Origin of the sequence: Pseudolabrys sp. (assembly GCF_035943735.1) — a bacterium.
Classification (GTDB): Bacteria; Pseudomonadota; Alphaproteobacteria; order Rhizobiales; family Xanthobacteraceae; genus Pseudolabrys.
Window position 1 is genome coordinate 67007 of the sequence record NZ_DASZBV010000019.1, and the last position, 19457, is coordinate 86463.

The 19457-nt window shown below is 67.4% G+C and carries 15 protein-coding genes; 8 read left to right on the forward strand and 7 right to left on the reverse strand.

Translation table 11 applies throughout. From position 1 onward, the window contains the following. Window positions 1–173 precede the first annotated feature (173 nt). Window positions 174–1340, reverse strand: coding sequence for an ABC transporter substrate-binding protein (locus VGV41_RS13230; protein WP_326864306.1), 1167 nt, complete (start codon window positions 1338–1340; stop codon window positions 174–176). Between the two features lie 147 nt (window positions 1341–1487). Here VGV41_RS13230 and VGV41_RS13235 point away from each other — a divergent pair, with 147 nt between their 5' ends. From VGV41_RS13235 to VGV41_RS13245, 3 genes are all read left to right on the forward strand, one after another. Then, window positions 1488–2498: an LLM class flavin-dependent oxidoreductase gene (locus VGV41_RS13235; RefSeq protein WP_326864307.1), complete on the forward strand. Its 1011-nt coding sequence runs from the start codon at window positions 1488–1490 to the stop codon at window positions 2496–2498. A gap of 189 nt (window positions 2499–2687) precedes the next feature. Next, window positions 2688–3917, forward strand: coding sequence for an MFS transporter (locus VGV41_RS13240; RefSeq protein WP_326864308.1), 1230 nt, complete (start codon window positions 2688–2690; stop codon window positions 3915–3917). A gap of 134 nt (window positions 3918–4051) precedes the next feature. Next, the gene (locus VGV41_RS13245) at window positions 4052–4606 is read left to right on the forward strand and encodes a hypothetical protein (protein WP_326864309.1); all 555 of its coding nucleotides are present in this window, start codon (window positions 4052–4054) and stop codon (window positions 4604–4606) included. A gap of 14 nt (window positions 4607–4620) precedes the next feature. Here the strand turns inward: VGV41_RS13245 and VGV41_RS13250 are convergent, their stop codons facing one another. After that, window positions 4621–5244 (reverse strand): class I SAM-dependent methyltransferase, encoded by a 624-nt coding sequence (locus VGV41_RS13250; protein WP_326864310.1) that lies wholly within the window; start codon window positions 5242–5244, stop codon window positions 4621–4623. 143 nt (window positions 5245–5387) lie between these two features. Here VGV41_RS13250 and VGV41_RS13255 point away from each other — a divergent pair, with 143 nt between their 5' ends. Further along, complete coding sequence (locus tag VGV41_RS13255) at window positions 5388–6101, forward strand: nucleoside phosphorylase (RefSeq protein ID WP_326864311.1); 714 nt, start codon at window positions 5388–5390, stop codon at window positions 6099–6101. A gap of 6 nt (window positions 6102–6107) precedes the next feature. Here the strand turns inward: VGV41_RS13255 and VGV41_RS13260 are convergent, their stop codons facing one another. Beyond that, complete coding sequence (locus VGV41_RS13260) at window positions 6108–7886, reverse strand: acyl-CoA dehydrogenase C-terminal domain-containing protein (protein WP_326864312.1); 1779 nt, start codon at window positions 7884–7886, stop codon at window positions 6108–6110. A gap of 347 nt (window positions 7887–8233) precedes the next feature. On the opposite strand from VGV41_RS13260, the gene VGV41_RS13265 reads away from it, so the two are divergent. The 3 genes from VGV41_RS13265 (at window position 8234) to VGV41_RS13275 (ending at window position 13374) form a co-directional block, all read left to right on the forward strand. Then, complete coding sequence (locus VGV41_RS13265) at window positions 8234–11554, forward strand: hypothetical protein (protein ID WP_326864313.1); 3321 nt, start codon at window positions 8234–8236, stop codon at window positions 11552–11554. A gap of 135 nt (window positions 11555–11689) precedes the next feature. Beyond that, window positions 11690–12610 (forward strand): sulfite exporter TauE/SafE family protein, encoded by a 921-nt coding sequence (locus tag VGV41_RS13270; protein WP_326864314.1) that lies wholly within the window; start codon window positions 11690–11692, stop codon window positions 12608–12610. Continuing rightward, window positions 12607–13374, forward strand: coding sequence for a TIGR02186 family protein (locus VGV41_RS13275; RefSeq protein WP_326864315.1), 768 nt, complete (start codon window positions 12607–12609; stop codon window positions 13372–13374). The genes VGV41_RS13270 and VGV41_RS13275 overlap by 4 nt, the downstream gene beginning before the upstream one ends. Here VGV41_RS13275 and VGV41_RS13280 read toward each other — a convergent pair. Together VGV41_RS13280 and VGV41_RS13285 are read right to left on the reverse strand one after the other, a co-directional pair. Then, entirely contained in the window at window positions 13371–14135 is a 765-nt protein-coding gene (locus tag VGV41_RS13280; protein ID WP_326864316.1) for an MBL fold metallo-hydrolase, read from the reverse strand. The two genes, VGV41_RS13275 and VGV41_RS13280, sit on opposite strands and share 4 nt — an antisense overlap. A gap of 14 nt (window positions 14136–14149) precedes the next feature. After that, window positions 14150–15046, reverse strand: a complete 897-nt coding sequence (locus VGV41_RS13285) for a DMT family transporter (RefSeq protein WP_414705125.1) — start codon at window positions 15044–15046, stop codon at window positions 14150–14152. A 115-nt stretch (window positions 15047–15161) separates the two neighbouring features. Here VGV41_RS13285 and VGV41_RS13290 point away from each other — a divergent pair, with 115 nt between their 5' ends. Beyond that, complete coding sequence (locus tag VGV41_RS13290) at window positions 15162–16025, forward strand: LysR substrate-binding domain-containing protein (protein WP_326864754.1); 864 nt, start codon at window positions 15162–15164, stop codon at window positions 16023–16025. Here VGV41_RS13290 and pdeM read toward each other — a convergent pair whose 3' ends face one another. Together pdeM and VGV41_RS13300 are read right to left on the reverse strand one after the other, a co-directional pair. Further along, on the reverse strand, window positions 16026–16730 hold the full coding sequence (pdeM, locus tag VGV41_RS13295; protein WP_326864755.1) for a ligase-associated DNA damage response endonuclease PdeM: 705 nt from the start codon (window positions 16728–16730) through the stop codon (window positions 16026–16028). It lies immediately after the preceding gene. Window positions 16731–16771: 41 nt separating this feature from the next. Next, on the reverse strand, window positions 16772–19456 hold the full coding sequence (locus VGV41_RS13300; protein WP_326864318.1) for a ligase-associated DNA damage response DEXH box helicase: 2685 nt from the start codon (window positions 19454–19456) through the stop codon (window positions 16772–16774). Window position 19457 lies beyond the last annotated feature (1 nt).

Below are 19457 nucleotides of genomic sequence, written 5' to 3' on the forward strand. Positions count from 1 at the left end.
TTTCCGAAAGTTCACCCCCTCCCGTCAGCCGCCGCTGCGCGGCGACTGACGAGCGTCCCCGGGGTCGAAGTCGGATATATCCGACTTCGACGACTTTAGATGCCGAACTCGGGTAAACCCGAGTTCGGCGAGGGGGTGAAGAGAGACGCGGCTCCGGCCAGCCGTCCTCAAACCTACTTCGCGTGCGCCGGATCCTTCACGTCCTTGATCGTGTCGATCTCGACGTTCTGCATGCCGTCTCCGACCTTCTCGACCTTGCGGATATAAACGTTCTGCACAATATCGCGCGTCGCCGGGTCGATCGAGATCGGGCCGCGCGGGCTTTCCCACTTCATGCCCTTGGCGGCGGCGATCAGCGAGTCGCCGTCGGCCTTGCCCTTGGTCTTCTTCAGCGCCTCGTAGATCAGGTGCATACCGTCCCAAGCGCCGACCGAGAACACGTCGGGATGGCGTTTGAACTCGGCCTCGTAAGCCTTCACGAAGGCTTCGTTCATCTTCGATTTGTGCTCCCAGCTGTAGTGGAAGACCGTGCGAATGCCGAGCGCGTTGTCGCCCATGCTCTTGAGCGCGTTGTCGTCCATGGTGAGTTCACCCTGCGCGAAGATCTTGTCGCCGGGGAAGCCGCGCTCCTTGAGCGCCTTCGTGAGGGCGATCGGCTGCGCGCCGCCCGGGATAAAGATGAAGACACCGTCCGGGTTGATGTCCTTGGCGCGCTGCACGAAGGCGGAGAAGTCCGGATTGGCGACCGGCATGCGCACCGAGCCGACGATCTCGCCACCGGCTTCCTTGAAGCCTTTCGTGAACCAGGTCTCGGCATCGATGCCGGGGCCGTAGTCCGCGACCATCGTGTACATCTTCTTCATGCCGTGCCCACGCACCCACTTGCCGAACTGATATTCAAGCTGCGGGATGGTGAGCGAGGTGCGCGCGATATAAGGCGATTTCTCGGTGATGATCGAGGTCGCCGCGTTCATATCGACGAGCAGCTTCTTGCCTTCCGCCGACACGCCCGCCGCGCCGAGCGCTTCCGGCGTCAGCGTGAAGCCGGCGAGGATGTCGACCTTGTCGCGCACGACCAGTTCCTGCGCGAGCCGCTTGGCAACGTCTGGGTTGGGGCCGCCGGTGTCCTTGCGGATGAACTCGATCTTCTTGCCGGCGACGGTGTCGCCATGCTGCTTGACCCACAGCTTGATGCCGTTGTCCATCTGCGTGGCCGTATCGGCGAACTGGCCGGAATAGGCCATGATCAGCCCGATCTTCACCGTCCCCTGAGCCTGCGCGGACGCGGCCGCGAAGGCGAAGGCGGCAACGCCGAAAAGTGCTGTTGCAATCCGCCGCATAGCTTGTCTCCTCCCATGCTCATTGCGTTTTTTGGAACGATAGCGAAGCTGGCTTCCCGCGGTCAATGAATGGACTGCGGGAAAGCGGCCGGCCCACCATGGCCCACCCGCATGGCAAACGGGCCTTAGGCTAGAGGAGGGCGGCGCGTGCAGTTCGGCATCTTCGATCATCTCGACAGCGACGGCAGCGGTCTCGGCACGTTCTTCCGACGGCGGCTCGACCTCGTCACACTGATCGAGCAGGAAGGCTATGCCGGTTATCACCTCGCCGAGCACCACTCGACGCCGCTCGGGATGGCGGGAAGCCCGAGCGTCTTCCTCGCGGCGGCTGTCGCGCGCACGACGCGGCTGAGATTGGGCCCGCTCGTCTATGTGCTGCCGCTCCACCACCCGCTGCGGCTCTATGAGGAGATCTGCATGCTCGACCACATGTCGGGCGGCCGGCTGATGGTCGGCGTCGGCCGCGGCGGCGCGCTGCTCGAGCACGAGCGCTTCGGCGTCGATCCGGCGGCAGCATCGAAAATGTACCATGAGGCCTTCGCCGTCCTGATGCGCGCGTTTGCCGACGACATCGTCAACTTCGAGGGGGCGTTCTACCGCTTCAAGGATTACGTGGTGCAGGCCAAGCCGGTGCAGCGGCCGCATCCGCCGATCTGGTATGGCGCGCCGAATGCCGACGCGATCCCATGGGCGGCGCCGAACGCGATCAACGTCGTCTCGCTCGGACCGGCGGCGCGGGCGCGCGCAATCAGCGACCGCTATCGCCAGGAATGGGACAAGCTCGGCCGCCCGGCCGAGACGTTGCCGAACATCGGCATCACCCGCCACATCGTCGTCGCCGACACCGATGCGCAGGCGCAACGCATCGCCGCGGGCGCCTACGCGCATTGGCGCGAGGCGATGGAGTGGATCTGGCGCCGCGGCGGCGTGCCGTTCACGCTGAAGGACATCTACCCGGCCGACTTCCCGGCGCTCGCAGCGATCGGCCATGGCATCGCCGGCTCGCCGGCGACGGTGCGCGATTACATCGCGCGGCTGAAGGACGAGGCCGGCGTCAACTACGTGCTTTGCCAGATGGTGTTCGGAGACATGAATTTTACTGATGCGGAACATTCCATTCGCTTGTTCGCACGCGAGGTGATGCCCGCGTTTGTGTGACAACGGGCATGGGTTCCGTTTCCCCTCCCCCAAAAAGGGGGAGAGTCAGGGCGGGGGTCACGCAAATTCGTGACCACCATCGTATGACCTCCACCCGGATCGCTGACGCGATCCGACCTGGCCCCTTTCAGGGGGAGGTGAAGAGCAAACAAAGTGTGCTAGACGAGCGCGCCAGCCGGGTTGCTCCTCATGACTGCCGCCGCGGGCCAAGCGCCCGTCTCCGACGTCGAATCATCCTATGCGTGGTTGCGCCTCGCCGTCGCGGTGGCGCTCGCGACCGTCGGCGGCGTCGGCATGTGGTCGGTGGTTGTCGCCCTGCCCGCGATCCAGGCCGACTTCGGCGTCGACCGCGCCGCCGCCTCACTGCCCTACACCCTGGCGATGCTTGGCTTCGCCGGCGGCGGCGTCATCATCGGCCGCCTTGCCGACCGCTTCGGCATCCTGCCGCCGCTCATCCTCGGCATTCTCTCGCTCGGCGCCGGCTATATCGGCGTCGGCCTGTCGCCGAGCCTGACGCTGGTGGCGTTCGCACACACGTTGCTCGGCTTCGGCTGCTCGGCCACCTTCGGCCCGCTGATGGCGGACATTTCGCACTGGTTCGAGCGCCGCCGCGGCATCGCCGTCGCCATCGCCGCCGCCGGCAACTACATCGCCGGCACGGTGTGGCCGCCGCTGGTGCAGCACTTCATCGCCACGCAAGGCTGGCGCGCCACGCATATCGGCATCGGCCTGTTTTGCCTCGCGGTCATGCTGCCGCTGTCGCTGCCGATGCGCCGTCGCCTCGCCGCGCATACGGCGACCGCCGCCGCCGCCCGGCCGCGCGCGGTGGCGCCGTTCTCGCCACCCACCTTGCAGATGATGCTGTGTGTCGCCGGCGTCGCTTGCTGCGTGGCTATGGCGATGCCGCAGGTGCACATCGTCGCCTATTGTGGCGACCTCGGTTACGGCGTCGCGCGCGGCGCCGAGATGCTGTCGCTGATGCTCGGCTGCGGCATCGTCAGCCGCATCGCTTCCGGCTTCATTGCCGACCGCATTGGCGGCGTGCGCACGCTGCTGCTCGGCTCGCTGTTGCAAGGCGCGGCGCTGGTGCTGTATCTGCTCTTCGACAGCCTGTTTTCTTTGTACGTCGTCTCCGCGTTGTTCGGCCTGTTCCAGGGCGGCATCGTGCCGAGCTACGCGATCATCGTGCGCGAGTATTTCCCGCCGAAGGAGGCCGGCACGCGGGTCGGCCTCGTGCTGATGGCAACACTCGTCGGCATGGCGCTCGGCGGCTGGATGTCCGGGGCGATCTTCGATCTCACGGGAAGCTATCAGGCGGCATTTCTCAACGGACTGGCGTGGAACCTGGTCAACGTGAGCATCGTGAGCCTCTTGTTGTTGCGCTCGCGGCGCGCCAATTCCGCACTCGCCGCTGCTTGATTGTTGTCAACTCGGAATTGCATCGCAAAAGACTTGCACTTTTCACGACTCGGAATAATTTGCGTTGCACGGTGTTCTTGCACAATTGACAAAACGGGACGCTAGCCGCTTGAACGGCTCCGATGGGGGGCTCAATGCAGTTCGACAATGCGCGGCCGGACATGGTCCGCGCCGTCAATCAACGTTGGCTGCTTAAATTCTGGACACAGAATCTCGCCGGCCAACGAGTCCCGCAGTGGCAGAACCTCGACGTCGATCGCCTGTTGGGTTTCCAGGAAAGCCTGAGCTTCCTCGACGTGGTGCGCGACGCCAACGGCGGCATGCGCTTCCTCATCCGCTTCCACGGCGAGACGATCCGGCGCGCCTACGCCTCGCCGGACGGCCCCGGCCGCTATCTCGACGAGATCGTATCGGCGGCGACCTGCTCGATCGGCCTTGCGCCGTACGAGAAGGCGGCGTGCGACGGCTTGCCGATCTACACGATCCTGCAGATCAGCGACCGGCAGGGCCGCAAGGTCAATGCCGAGCGGCTGCTTCTGCCATTCGGACGCGACGGCGAGACGGCCGACCGTATCCTCGCCGCGTTCGAGTTCATCTGCGACGACGGCGCCTTCGACAGCGACGCGTTGCTGCAGTTCACCGACGCGCCGACCATACGTCTGTCGGCGCAGATCGAGGCCCGGCCGTAGGACGTCGCCCGCCATCAAGCGGCGCGCTGAAACCGGCTGAACTGGAATCGTTGCACCGCTCCGCCCGGCGTCCGGTGGTCGTGTCGGCGGCTCTCGATCAGTTGGAAAGCGGCGCCGAGCACCACGCCGATCGAGGCTGCGTCATGGCGCATCACCGGCAGCCCGCTGCACCGCTCCGGGCCGTCGAGGGCGAACGTCGCGATGATGACGTGACCTCCCGGCCGAACCGCCTGCCGCACCCGCTCGCCATAGGCGGCGCGATCGTCCGCACTCGTGAGAAAGTGAAACGCGGCGCGGTCGTGCCAGACATCGTAGCTCTGCGCCGGCTGCCATCGCGTCACGTCCGCGACGATCCATTGCACGTTTGCGCCCTGCCCACCGAGGCGCGCCCGCACCGTCTCCAGAGCCGCCTCGGAAATGTCGAGCACGCTCACATGCGCGAAACCCTCCGCGACGAGCGCGTCGACCAGCCGCGACGCGCCGCCGCCGATATCGACGATCGCAGCCTCACGGCCGACGCCGGTTGCCGCGATCATCTCGAGCGAGACGTCCGGGCGCTCCTGAAACCAACTGACGTCGCGCTCGCCCTTGCTGCGGAAGACGGTCTGCCAGTGATCGTGCCGCTGCAGCGTGTCCACGGCTGTTCTCCATCGCCATTTGTGTGCATGCTCAATCTGCCGCTCGATATCAGCATAACGCGACGGGAGGTACCGTGGAAACGTCACCGATCCTTGACAACAAGGACGCCGATGCGCCGTCGATCTTCGCGCCGGCGGCGCTGTTGCGCGAAGCGCGGCGTCAAAAGGGCATGACGGCCGGCAACGTTCCGTCGCTCTGCATTCTGGACCCGGACGGCGATATCGTTCGCCGCCTCACGGCCAGTGGCGAGGCAAAAAGGTCCGATGTCTGGCCCTGCTACCACACCGAGTTGCACGAATTCGCGCTCGCGGGCGCGAGAGCCGGCATCATTGGCTGCGCCGTTGGCGCGCCATTTGCGGTTCTGGTCGCCGAGGAATTGTTCGCGTGCGGCTGCCGCACGCTGATCAGCCTGACCTCGGCCGGGCAAATCGATCCGATCTCGCCGCCGCCCTATTTCGTCGTCATCGATAGAGCATTGCGCGACGAAGGAACGAGCTATCACTACGCCGCGCCGGCGGTGTTCGCCGAAGCCGACCCCGCGCTCGTGGCCATCGCACGCGACGCATTGACGGGACAGGATCTGCACGCGCATGTCGGCGCGAGTTGGACCACAGACGCGCCGTTTCGCGAGACGGAACAGGCAGTGGCTGCTGCACGCGCGAAGGGTGTGCTCGCCGTCGAAATGGAAGCAGCCGCGCTCTATGCCTTCGCGCGGCGACACGGCAACCGCGTTCTCTGCCTCGCGCACGTCACCAATACGATGGGGCTTGCCGACCAGGACTTCGAAAAAGGCGAAGCGAAAGGCACGGCGGATGCCTTGCTGATCCTTGAAACACTGGCACGCGCGCTGGCGTAATGGCGTTCAGAACGCCGCGTCGGCCAGTTCCATCAGGCTGCCGGCGCCCGCCTCGATGCGCGCGAGGTGCGCCGCCGTTTCCGGCAACATGCGCTCGACGAAGAAGCGGCCGGTGACGAGCTTTGCCTTCATCGCCGCTTCGTCGGGCTTTGCCAGCGCCGCTTCGGCGATGCGCGCCCACATATAGCCGAGCGCGACGAGGCCGAAGAGATTGAGATAATCGGTGGCGCCGGCGCCGGCATTGTCCGGCTTGGCCATGGCGTTGTTCATGAGCCACATCGTCGCCTGCTGCAGGTGCGCGAGCGAGGCGCCGAGCGGCTTGAGATAGACGTTCATCGCGTCGCTGTCGGCGCGCTCCTTGAGAAATGCCTGCACCTCGTTGAAGAAGGCCATGATGGCGCGGCCGCCATCCTTGGCCAGCTTGCGGCCGACGAGATCGAGCGCCTGGATGCCATTGGCGCCCTCGTAGATCATGGCGATGCGTGAATCGCGCACGAACTGCTCCATGCCGTGTTCGGCGATGTAGCCGTGGCCGCCGAACACCTGCTGCGCCAGCACCGTGTTCTGGAAGCCCATGTCGGTGAGCATGCCTTTGATCACCGGCGTCAGTAGGCTCATGTGATCGTCGGCGGCCTGCCGCTCCTTCTCGTTGTCGGAGCGGTGCGCGACATCACCTTTCAGCGCCGTCCACAAGACCAGCGCGCGCCCGGCTTCGTTGACCGCGCGCATGGTCAACAGCGCGCGGCGCACGTCGGGATGCACGACGATCGGATCGGCCGGCTTGTCCTTGTATTTCGTGCCGGAGATCGAACGGCCCTGCAGCCGCTCTTTCGCGTAGATCGCCGCGTTCTGATAGGCGACCTCGGACTGCGCCAGGCCCTGCACGCCGACGCCGAGACGCGCCTCGTTCATCATCGTGAACATGGCATTGAGGCCACGATTTTCCTCGCCGACCAGCCAGCCGGTGGCGCCGTCGTAGTTCATAACGCACGTGGCGTTGCCGTGAATGCCCATCTTCTCTTCGATGGAGCCGCAGCTAACGGCATTACGCGCGCCGAGCGATCCGTCCGCGTTCACGAGTATCTTCGGCGCGACGAACAGCGAGATGCCCTTGGTGCCCGCAGGCGCGCCTTCGATGCGCGCCAGCACCAGATGGATGATGTTCTCGGAGAGATCGTGCTCGCCGGCTGAGATGAAGATCTTGGTGCCGGTGATCTTGTAAGAACCGTCGGCCTGCTTGACAGCCTTGCTGCGCAGGAGGCCGAGATCAGTGCCGCAATGCGGCTCGGTGAGGTTCATGGTGCCGGTCCATGTCCCCGCAGTCATCTTCGGCAGATAAGTCTTTTTCAATTCGTCGGAGGCGTGCGCGAGCAGCGCGGCGATCGCTCCCTGGGTGAGGCCGGGATACATGGCGAAGGCCATGTTGGCCGAGCAGAACAGCTCGTTGACCATCACGGTCATGGTCGCCGGCAGGCCCTGGCCGCCGTACTCTTCGGGCACCGAGATGCCGATCCAGCCGCCCTCGACGATCTGTTTATAGGCGTCCTTGAAGCCTTTCGGTGTGGTGACGCTGCCATCGTCATGGCGCGTGCAGCCTTCCGTGTCGCCGACGCGGTTGAGCGGCGTCAGCACCTCCTCGGAGAATTTCGCCGCCTCGCGCAGGATCGCCTCGACCGTGTCGGACGTCGCTTCCGCAAAGCCGGGCAGATTGCCGTACCGCTCGAGGTGGAAGACGTCGTTGACGAGAAACAGCACGTCGTCGACGGGCGCTTTGTAGGTCGGCATTCACGTTCTCCGGCTGGCAGGCGGCGGCGGGGCGCGTTAACCGCTCGTTAACCCCATACGAGCGGTGGCGGCGGAGACAAGCGCGGCCGCCATTCCCCGGTTCCACGGCGACGGTGCGCATTATGCGCGCGCCGGATTGCACTACCGTTAAGCGCGGGCACGCCGCGGCAAAGACGAGAAACATCCTCCAAAATCCGGCACTTCGGCCCGATCTTAAGGGCTTGTTTACCGTGACCGGGAAAAGTCGGCGCGTGGACTGAAGGGCCGCGCCGCATCCACCCGATATTAACGCGTGACGGCTCCCCGAGGGTCGCCCCGGCCCTCCTCCACCTGACTTGGGTGTGAGAATGAAATTTGGCGTCCCGTGGAGCGTGAAAGGCATTCGGCCCGAGGCCCGTGAGAGCGCGCGCGAAGCGGCGCGGCGCTCCGGCATGTCGCTCGGCGAATGGCTGAACACGGTGATCCTCGAACAAGCGAACGACGGACGTGCGCCCGGTCATGAGGAAGACGACGAGGACGCCTACGCCGACGATCTCTCCAGCGTGCACGAACGGCTCGACGATCTGACTCGCCGTATCTCGCAATTCTCGCGCGGGACGCCGAAGCCGGCGCTGCGCCGCCGCAGCCGCGAAACGCGCGAGCCGCAGCCCGACCATCTGTCCGAGCTGATCGGCCGCCTCGACCAACGCATCGAGCATCTGGTCGCGGTGTCGTCGCGGCCGCCGGTCGTGCAGCACGTGCCGATGCCGGCGCCGCCGCCCATGCCGGTGATGCCGCCGATGCCGGCGCACATGGCGCCACCGCTGGCACCGGCCTATCCGGCCCCGGTCGCAGCCTATGCGCCGCCGACGCAGCGGCCGCAGGCCTTCGCGCCGCATCCGCATTCGCCGCATTGGCCGCAGCCGCAAATGCCGGGCCGGGCCATACAGCCGCCGCCGGTGCCGGCCAGCCTCGACCGCGCGCTCGCCGAGATCGCCGCGCGCCAGCGCATGTTGAATGGCCAGCCGCCGCTGCCGCAGCAACAGCCGCCGGCGATGCCGGCGCCAGCGATGCCGCAGGTGCCGACGCAGGACCTCTCGGGCCTCGAAGACCAGCTCCGCCGCATCACCGACCAGATCGAGACCTTGCGCAAGCCGGGCGTCGAGGAGGCGATCAACGCGCTGCGCGACGAACTCGGCGATATCGGCCGCGCGCTCAACGAGGCGATGCCGCGGCGCGCCATCGATACGATTGAAAAGCAGATCCAGGGTCTGACCCAGCGCATTGCGGAAGGCCGCCAGGCCGGCGCCGACCAGCATACCGTGTCGAGCCTCGAGCATGGCCTTGCCGAGGTGCGCGACGCGCTGCGCGGACTCACCCCGGCGGAAAGCCTCGTCGGCTTCAACGACGCCGTCGCCGGGCTGGCGCACAAGATCGATCTCATCGTGGCGCAGAAAGACCCGGCCACGCTGCAGCAGCTCGAACACGCCATCACCACGCTCCGCGAGATGGCGACCCATGTCGCCTCCAACGATGCGGTGAGCGAACTCGCCTCGCAGGTCTATTCGCTGGGCCAGAAGGTCGAGGACCTCGGCCGCGCCGGCGGCGGCGACGCGCTCAACCATCTCGAGGAACGCATCGAGGCGCTCAGCCAGGCGCTCGCCGAACGGGCGCAGAGCGGTTCGGCCGTGCCGCCGCGGCTGGAAGCGCTGGTGCAGTCGCTCTCCGACAAGATCGAGCTGATCCAGCAGAACCGCGGCGACAATCCCGATCATCTCGAAGACCGCATCGTGCATCTGGTCGAGCGGCTGGATGCGTCGGATTCGCGTATGGGCCATCTCGAGGCGATCGAGCGCGGGCTCGGCGACCTCTTGTCGCAAATGGGCGAGATGCGCAGCAACCGCGAGGCCGACGCGCTGCGCGTGCAGGCGGAAAGTGCCGTCGGCGTCGACTCGCTCAAGCACGATCTCGCGCGCACCCAGGACGCGCTCGAGTCGGTCAACGGCACGCTCACCGCTGTGGTCGACCGGCTGGCGCGCATCGAAGGCGACATCCGCGAGGAAGGCCGACGCCGCGCCCACGAAGCCGAGCCGCTCGAACTGACGCAGCCGGTCGGCCGCGTCATGGCGCGCGCGGTGCAGGAGATGGCGCCGCCGGTTGCGCCCGAACAACTGCCGGTGCTCGATCTGCCGCTGCCGGCCGAACCGCAGCCCCAGCCCCAGCCAATGCCGGTCGCGCGGCCCATGGCGGCGCCTGCCCCCGCGCCGCAACCTGCTCCTGCGCCGGCGCGCAAGCCGATGCCGCAGGCCAAGCAGGGCCCGATCGATCCCGACCTGCCGCCCGACCAGCCGCTCGAACCGGGCTCCGGTCCGCCGCGGCCGCGCGCGGGCGCGCGCATCGCCGTCAACGAGCCGCGTCCTGCCGCACCGGCGGCAATGGCGGCGCCGGCCGCCGCCGGCACATCGAGTTTCATCGCCGCCGCCCGTCGCGCGGCGCAAAATGCGGTGCAGGCCGGGGGCCGCCCGGTGCGGCCGCAGCCGCAGACCGACGAGGCAGCCGAAGGCGAAGCGCCGCACGGCCTGATGAAGCGCATGAAGTCGCTCTTCGTCGCCGCCAGCATCGTCGCCATCGCCGTGGGAGGCCTGCAGATCGCCGGCAGCTTCATGCACGGCAGGCCGGCGCAGACAGGCGCCGAGGCCGATAAGCCGGCGGACCACGCCGTCGCCGCCAATGAGGATGCCGCCGCGCCCCTGCCGCCGAAGGCCGCGCTCAGCCCGCTCGCACCGGCGCCGACGCCGACCGCGCCGAGCAGCATCCTGACCGACCCGACCCCGCTCGCTCCGATTCCGCCCGCGTCCAACCCGCTCGCCGCGCCGGCGCTGTCGGGGCCACCGCAGCCGAACATGCCGGCGGCCAAGAGTGACATCACCGGATCGATTCCGCCGGCGGCGAAAAACATCGGCGTGGCCGAACGCCTGCCGACGGAGATCGGCGGGCCGAAGCTCCGTGATGCCGCCGTGCACGGCGACGCCACCGCCGCCTACGAGATCGGCGTCCGCTTCGCGGAAGGGCGCGGCGTGCCGGCGAACGCGGAAGAAGCCGCCCGCTGGTACGAGCGTGCGTCGTCGAAGGGCATCGCGCTGGCCCAGTTCCGCTATGCCAGCATGCTGGAAAAAGGCCACGGCGTGAAAAAGGACCTCGCGCAGGCGCGGCGCTTCTATCTGGCCGCCGCTACGCAGGGCAACGCCAAGGCAATGCATAACCTCGCGGTGCTTTATGCCGAGGGCATCGATGGCCGTCCCGACTACGCCACCGCCGTGCAGTGGTTCCGCAAGGCCGCGGCCTACGGCATCTCGGACAGCGAATACAATCTCGGGGTGCTCACCGCGCGCGGCCTCGGCACCGAGAAGAATCTCACCGATTCCTACAAGTGGTTCGCGCTCGCCGCCGCGCAGGGCGACAAGGAAGCGGCGCGCAAGCGCGACGAGGTCGCCTCGCAGATGGACGCGACGTCGGCCGCCGCCGCGCAGCGGGCGGTGAAGAGCTTCGTCGTCAAGCCGCAGCCGCACGACGCCGTCGCGGTGGCCGTGCCGCCGGGCGGGTGGGACGATGCGGCCACGCCGGCCGCGCACGGCAAGACGCGGTCAGGCCCCTTGGCGCTCGGCACCTACAAGCTCGGCCGCCGCTAAGCATTCCGCGCGGCGTCGCCGCGCCGGCCTCGCATTCGCGCGCAAGATCGGTCACATTCGCCGAACGTAAGGCCGGCGCACGCATTCGCGCCGCCGGCCGCCCGTTGTGGGCCCTGACGTCCGGATGCCATCGCTTTGCAAATCTACCTGCCGATCGCCGACCTGCCGGTAAACATCTTCCTCATCTTCGGGATGGGGCTCGCGGTCGGCTTCATCTCCGGCATGTTCGGCATCGGCGGCGGCTTCCTGATGACGCCGCTGCTGATCTTCATCGGCGTGCCGCCGGCGGTCTCGGTGGCGAGCGTGTCGGCCCATATCGCGGCCTCCTCTTTCACCGGCGCGCTCACCTATTGGCGGCGGCGCGCGGTCGACGTGTCCTTGGCGCTGATGCTGCTCTCGGCGGGCATTATCGGCACAGCGACGGGCGTGTGGCTGTTCACGCTGCTGCGCGCGCTCGATCAGCTCGACCTGGTCATCGGCATCTCCTACGTCGTGCTGCTGACCACGGTCGGCGTGCTGATGATCAACGAGGGCCTACGCGCCGAATTGCGCGCCCGCCGCGGCATGCGCTCGAGCTTGCGCCGGCCGGGCAGCCACAACTGGTTGCATGGCCTGCCGCTGAAGATGCGGTTCAAGCGGTCGAAGATCTATGTCTCGGCCATTCCCGTCTGGGGCATCGGCTTCATCATCGGCTTCGTCGGCGCCATCATGGGCATTGGCGGCGGCTTCCTGCTGGTGCCGATGCTCATCTATTTCCTGCGCGTGCCGACGGCGACCGTCATCGGCACCTCGATGGTGCTGACGTTGATCACCATGGCTTCGGCCACGGTGCTGCACGCCGTGACCAACCACCTGGTCGACGCCATCCTCGCTCTGGTGCTGATGGTCGGCGGCGTCATCGGCGCGCAGTTCGGCGTCCATACCGGGCAGAAGATGCGCCCCGAGCGGCTGCGGCTGATGCTCGGCCTGCTCGTCTTCGCCGTCGGCGCGCGATTCGCCTACGAGCTGGTGGCGACGCCGGACGATCTCTATTCGTTGCGGCTGGTGCGCCAATGATCGCGCGCGCCGCCCTCGTCCTTGCATTGACGTTCGCAGCAGCGGCGGCGAAGGCCGAGCGGCTGGTCGTGTCGCTGTCGAACGAACGCGTCGCCGTGACTTCCAATTTCGTCGGCGAGAACCTGGTGCTGTTCGGCACCGTGCAGGCGGGGCCGGGCAAGGAACTCGCTGACTCCTACGACCTCGTCGTCACCGTCGCCGGCCCGCGCGAGACCCTGCGCACGCGGCGCAAGCAGCGCGTGCTCGGCATCTTCGTCAACGTCGACTCCCGCGAATTCGTGCGCGTGCCGTCGTATCTGGCGATCATCGGCAACCGCCCGTTCGGCCAGATCGCCGGGCCGGAGATCCTGCGCCGCCAGCAAGTCGGCATGGACAACTTCATCCTGACGCAGCGGGTCGGCGCCGACTTCGCCGACACGGTTTCCGACGATCCGTTCCGCAAGGCGTTCGTTCGCCTGAAGCAGCAGCACAATCTCTACATCCAGTCCGCCGCCGCGGTGACGTTCCTGACGCCGAGCGTGTTCCGCGGCTCGGTGCCAGTACCGGCCAATGCGCCGACCGGGCTCTATGGCGTCGACGTGAAGCTGTTCGCCAAGGGCACGGTGGTGGCGCAGACGACGACCTCGTTCACGGTGACCAAGGCCGGGGTCGAGCAATACGTCGCCGAGGCGGCGCAGGACAACAGCCTGCTCTACGGCCTGGCCACGATGTCGATGGCGCTCGCCGTCGGCTGGCTGGCGAGCGTTGCCTTCCGGCGCGATTAGGCCGCCACCTCCGTCGCGACGCCCGGCTGCAGCAGACGCAACCGGTTGTCGAGACCGAGCGCCTTGAACGAGGTCGCGAGGTCGGCGCAGGTCTGCGTGAAGTGCGCCCAGCCGTCGCAATGCACCGGCACGATCGTCGCGTCGGCAAAATGGTGCGCCGTCTCGATGGCGTCGTTGACATTCATGGTCAGGTTGAACGGCCCGCGCGTTTGCGCCGAGCCGGCGAACAGCAGCACGATGCCGGCCTTGAAGCGGCGCGCCACCTCGGCGACGCCCTCGTACCAGACCGTGTCGCCGGTGACGTAGATCGGCCGCGTGCCGGCCGCCTCGAGCACGAAACCGACGACGTCGCCGGAGAACGGCTCGATGCCGGCGGGTCCGTGCCGCGCCGGCGTCGCGGTGACGCGCAGCGTGCGGCCATCCTTCGCCAATTCCACCGACTGCCATGGCGCGAGCCCCTGCGCGTTGCCGCCAAGACGCCTGGCGCCGGCTTCGGTGGTCAGCACGCGGCCGGCGGTCGGCAGGAAATGACGGCCGCCATGATCGAGATTGTCCGCGTGCTGGTCGTGGCTGAGCAGCACCGCATCGATCGCGCCGACATCGGCGACGCTGAGCGCCGGACGGCCGGTCTTCTTCAGTACGACATGCGGCAATTTGTATTCGCCCGGCTCGTCGAAGGTCGGATCGGTGACGAGGCGGAAGCCGGCGATCTCGATGAGCGCGGTGGGGCCGCCGATCAAGGTGAAGCGCGGAGCGTTCATGGTCGTTCTCCTTTTCAGCCGCGGGTGGGGCGGGTGACGAGATAGATGCCGAGCGCCACCGGCAAGATGCCGACGAGATCGGCGGGCTCGAGGTGCTCGCCGAGCAGCAGCCAGCCGAACAGCATGCCGAGCGGCGGGATGAGGAAGTGATAGCTGCTCGCCGCCGTGGCGCCGCTGACCTGGAGAATACGGAACCAGAGCAGATAGGCGAACACCGAGACGATCACCACGCTGTAGGCGAAAGCGAGGATGAGCCGCGTCGTCGGCACGACGTCACTGATGCTCTCGAAGCCGGCGGCGAACGGCAGCGTCGCGATGCCGGCGGCGAGGCTCTGCACGCCGTTGCCGATCCACAGGCCCTGCTTCGGCGCGAACAGCTTGAACAGGATCGTGCCGACGACGAACGACAGCAGCGCGATCAGGCAGAGCACGATGCCGCCGAACTGGTCGGTGCCCAAAATGAGCCGGCTCCGGACCACGAACGCGACGCCGGCGAGGCCGAGCAGGAGACCGAGCACCTTGCGCGCGCTCATGCGCTCGCCGAGCAGGAAGACGGCGAACACGGCGGCGACGATCGGATTGGCGCTGATGATCAGGGCTGCGAGCCCTGCCGACACGGTCTTCAATCCGATGAAGCCGATGCTGAGATAGAGCGCCTGGTTGGCAACGCCGAGCGCGGCGAACACCGCGACGTCGCGCTTCGACAGGGTCCACGGCACACCGCTGAGAACGGCAATGCCGAGCATCAGCACGCCGGCGGCAAGGAAGCGCACCGTGAGGAAGACGAGCGGCGGGCAATCGGCGATAGCCATTTTCCCGACAGCGAAGGCCGAACTCCATAGCAGGCAGAACGCCAGAACCATCAGACCAAGGCGGACCCGGCTGGTGGTCAGCGGCGGGGCGGCGGACAGAGCAAACTGGGACATGGGCGGATTTCCTTTCCGCCCCGACAGGTAGTCCCGCCTCTTTCCATTTGGAAATTAAATGGTAGAATTCAGATCAGTGGATTTGTGAATGGTGCCGCTCATGCTGGATATCGAGCTTCTGCGCAGTTTCGTCTCGGTGGTCGACGCCGGCGGCTTCACCCGCGCCGGTGAGCGGGTCCACCGCACCCAGTCGACCGTCAGCCAGCAGATCAAGCGGCTGGAGGATTCGGTCGGCAAGCCGCTTTTGGCGCGCGACGGCAAGCGGGCGACGCCGACCGAGGAAGGCGAGCGGCTGCTCACTTATGCGCGCCGCATCCTCGCGCTCGAGCAGGAGGCGCGCGACGTGGTGGCGCGGCCGGTGGTCGACGGCGTGGTGCGAATCGGTCTGCCGGAGGACTTCGCCGCCTATCGGCTGGTCGAACTCCTGTCGGACTACGTGCGCGGGCGACCGACCTTGCGGCTCGACGTGCGCTCAGGCCTGAGCGCCACGCTGCGCGCATCGCTGGAGCGCAGCGAACTCGACGTGGCGCTGGTGAAGCGCAATATCGGCGCCGGCGCCAGCCTCGCCGCATGGCCGGAGCGGCTGCAATGGGTGACGAGCCGGCGGCATCCGGTCGACATGACGCGCAATCCGGTGCCGATCGCCGTCGCCGAGCAGGGCTGCCTCTATCGCAATCGACTGATCCATGCGCTCGAGGCGGCGGGCCGCACCTGGCACATCGCCTATACCAGCCCGAACCTGTCCGGCATTCAGGCGGCTGTCGCGGTCGGCCTCGGCGTCACCATATTGCCCGACCTCGCCGTCACGCCGGAGCACCGCATCGTCGAGACGGACGGCTTTGCGCCGATCGACATGACGGAGATCGCGCTGGTGGTGTCGGAGAGCGCGAGCCCGGCGGCGCGCAAGGTCGCGGAATTGATCGCCGATTTCTGCAACAGCGTACGGCCGAGCAAGGCGGCCTGATCAATCCGGCAGACACCGCCTGGCGGTGAAGGCATAGAGCCGATCGTCGCCGAGCATGTGCGCGGTGAACTTGAGCGTGCCGAACAGGTCGGCGAAGGCCGCGTCGCGGATGTTGAGGCCGCCGGTGAAGGCGCCGAAGGCGGGCATCACGAGACGCGTTTCATCGGCGGCGAAGCAGCGGCGGCGCACCGAGCGGCCGCGATGCGCGATGCGCGCCGACGGATGCAGGTGGCCGCAGATTTCGCCGACGCCGTTGCCGGGCAGATGGCGGAACGCGAGCGCGCCGAGCGTGAAGCGTTCGTGGAATGCGCCGCCGATGCCGTCCGCCGGTTCCGGATCGTGGTTGCCGGTGATCCAGATCCACTCGCGCCCGCGCTGCAGCGCCGACAGCGCCGCGCGATCCTCGTTCAGCATGCGCGCCGGCCCGCCGCCGTCATGGAAATTGTCGCCGAGCGCGACGACCACGCGCGGCGCATAGCGCATCACCAGTTGCGTCAGCCTGGCGAGCGTGACCGCGGTGTCGTAGGGCGGCAGCAACTGGCCGCGCGCGGCGAAGCTCGAGCCCTTCTCCAGATGCAGGTCGGCAATGGCGAGCAGGCCGTGCTTCGGCCAGTACAGCGCGCCGGCGGGGTCGGCGACGAGCGAAGTTCCAGCGACGACGACAGCATGATCCGTTCGTCCCCGCGAAAGCGGGGACCCAGTCAGTTCTGGATTCCCGCTTTCGCGGGAATGAACGGGAGAAAAACTCAACTCATCGCCTCCTTGATCAGCTCGTCGGCGGCTTCGGCGAGAAGCGCGTCGGACGCCTCGCCATAGACGGTTTCGCGGCCGATCTCCAGCAGCGCCGGAACCGCGAGCGGCGAGACATGGTCCAGCGCTTTGTGCACGATTCGGCCCCGGATGCGCGAGAGCATGTCGCCGAGCCGCTTGATGTCGAGGAGGCCCGACGCGGCGTCGGCGCGCGCCGCACGCAGCAGCAGATGATCGGGCTGGTGCTTGCGCAGCACGTCGTAGACGAGATCGGTGGAGATCGTGAGCTGCCGCTTCGACTTCTCCTCGCCGGGGAACCGGCGCTCGATCAGCCCGGCGATGATGGCGCAGGAACGGAACGTGCGCTTCATCAGCGCCGACTCGGCAAGCCACTCCTCGAGATCGTCGCCGAGCATGTCCTCTCCGAACAGTTGCGCGAGCGACAGCTCGCCGCGCGCGATGCGCAAGGCCAGATCGCCGAGACCCCACACGGCGAGCGCATACTCATTGGCGACGAAGCCCAAGGGCTTCATGCGCGCGCGCTCGAGCCGCCGCGTCAGCAGCATGCCGAGCGTCTGGTGCGCGAGCCGACCCTCGAACGGATAGCAGACGAGATTATATTTGCCGCCGCGCGGGAAGGTCTCGACCAGCAGGTCGCCGGCCTTCGGCAGCAGCGACCGCCATTCCTGGATCTCCAACCATTCGCGCACCTGTTGCGGCAGGCCGCGCCAGGCGTCCGGCGTCGCCAGCAGCGCGCGCACGCGCGCGGCGAGATAGGTCGACAGCGGGAACTTGCCGCCCTCGTAGGCCGGCACCTTCGGATCGGTGGCGTTCGAGCGCGAGACGTAGACCTCGTCCTCGACCAATGTTTCGTATTTCAAAATTTCGCCGGCGAAGACGAAGGTGTCGCCCGGCGTCAACGTCTCGATGAAATATTCCTCGACCTCGCCGAGCAGCCGGCCGCCGCGCGGGATCATGGCGCCGGACCGGCGCGCGCGCACCAGCCGCACCTTGATCATGTCGGCCTCGACGATGGTGCCGACATTCATGCGATAGCGCTGCGCCACGCGCGGATGCGTGATGCGCCACTTGCCGTCCTTGCCCTGCCTGATCTTGGCGAAACGCTCATAGGCCTTCAGCGCGTAGCCGCCGGTGGCGACGAAATCGAGCGCGGCGTCGAAGTCGCTGCGCGCGAGCGAGGCATAAGGTGCGGCGGCGCGCACCTCGGCATAAACGTCGTCGGCGAAGAATGGCTCGCCGCAGGCGCGTCCGAGAACATGCTGCGCCAGCACGTCGAGTGCGCCGGTGCGCAGCGGCGGCGTGTCCTGCGCGTTCTCGGCGACCGCATCGAGCGCGGCACGGCACTCGAGCACTTCGAAGCGGTTGGCGGGAACGAGCACCGCCTGCGACGGCTCGTCGAGGCGGTGATTGGAACGGCCGATCCGCTGCAACAAGCGCGACGAGCCCTTCGGCGCGCCGACATTGACGACGAGATCGACGTCGCCCCAGTCGACACCGAGATCGAGCGACGAGGTGCAAACCACCGCGCGCAATTTGCCGGCGGTCATCGCGTCCTCGACCTTGCGCCGCTGCGCCACGTCGAGCGAGCCGTGATGCAGGGCGATGGCGAGATTGTCGTCGTTGACGCGCCACAGCTCCTGGAACAGGAATTCCGCCTGACTGCGCGTGTTGACGAAGACGAGCGTGGTCTGGTGCGTCTTGATCAACTCGTAGATTTCGGTCAGCGCGTGACGCGCCGAATGCCCGGCCCAGGGCAGATGCTCGGCGGTGTCGAGCATCGCGACGTGCGGCTGCGCGCCGGCCTGGCCGATAACGATATCGGCGAGACGCTCGCCGGAAAGCGGCTGCGGCATCAGGAAGCGACGCAGGTCGTCGGGCTGGGCCACCGTCGCGGAGAGCCCGACGGTGGTCAGGCCGGGCGCGAGTGCATGCAGCCGTGCGAGACCGAGCGAGAGGAGATCGCCGCGCTTCGAGGTGACGAGCGAATGCAGTTCGTCGAGCACGACGCGCTTGAGCGAGCCGAACAGATAAGGGGCGTCGGCGCTGGCGAGCAGCAGCGCGAGTTGCTCGGGCGTGGTGAGCAATATGTCGGGCGGATCGCGACGCTGCCGCTGCCGTTTCGAGGCTGGCGTGTCGCCGGTGCGCGTCTCCAGCCGCACCGGCAGGTTCATGTCGCGCACGGGCGTCTCGAGGTTGCGCGCGATGTCGACCGCCAGCGCTTTCAGCGGCGAGATATAGAGCGTGTGCAGTCCGCCCTCGCGGCGGATGCCGCGGCCGGTGGAGATGAGCATTCTTTTCTTCTCCCCTCCCCCCATTCGCGCAGCGAATGGCGGGGAGGGGTCGGGGGTGGGGGGTGCAGCGCGCGCCAAAGAAGAAGAGCCCCCCACCCCTAACCCCTCCCCGCCGCTACGCGGGGGGAGGGGAACGCGCTGTGCGTGCGATGAATTTTGTTCGTACAACTCTACGAGCGTCGGCAAAAAACCCGCCAGCGTCTTGCCGCCGCCGGTCGGCGCGATCAGCAGGACCGAACGTCCTTGCTCCGCCTTGGCCAATAGCTCGAGCTGGTGCGCGCGCGGCGTCCAGCCGCGCGAGACGAACCAGCGCCGGAAGATGTCCGGCAAGAGCGGCGATGTCGCCTCGAGGGGATCGGGCAGGGCCATG

Bases quoted from the DNA above. Each gene is read 5' to 3' on its own strand.
- VGV41_RS13230 (WP_326864306.1), bottom strand. From the start codon at position 1,340: ATGCGGCGGATTGCAACAGCACTTTTCGGCGTTGCCGCCTTCGCCTTC.
- VGV41_RS13240 (WP_326864308.1), top strand. From the start codon at position 2,688: ATGACTGCCGCCGCGGGCCAAGCGCCCGTCTCCGACGTCGAATCATCC.
- VGV41_RS13245 (WP_326864309.1), top strand. From the start codon at position 4,052: ATGCAGTTCGACAATGCGCGGCCGGACATGGTCCGCGCCGTCAATCAA.
- VGV41_RS13260 (WP_326864312.1), bottom strand. From the start codon at position 7,886: ATGCCGACCTACAAAGCGCCCGTCGACGACGTGCTGTTTCTCGTCAAC.
- VGV41_RS13265 (WP_326864313.1), top strand. From the start codon at position 8,234: ATGAAATTTGGCGTCCCGTGGAGCGTGAAAGGCATTCGGCCCGAGGCC.
- VGV41_RS13275 (WP_326864315.1), top strand. From the start codon at position 12,607: ATGATCGCGCGCGCCGCCCTCGTCCTTGCATTGACGTTCGCAGCAGCG.
- VGV41_RS13280 (WP_326864316.1), bottom strand. From the start codon at position 14,135: ATGAACGCTCCGCGCTTCACCTTGATCGGCGGCCCCACCGCGCTCATC.
- VGV41_RS13290 (WP_326864754.1), top strand. From the start codon at position 15,162: ATGCTGGATATCGAGCTTCTGCGCAGTTTCGTCTCGGTGGTCGACGCC.
- VGV41_RS13300 (WP_326864318.1), bottom strand. From the start codon at position 19,456: ATGGCCCTGCCCGATCCCCTCGAGGCGACATCGCCGCTCTTGCCGGAC.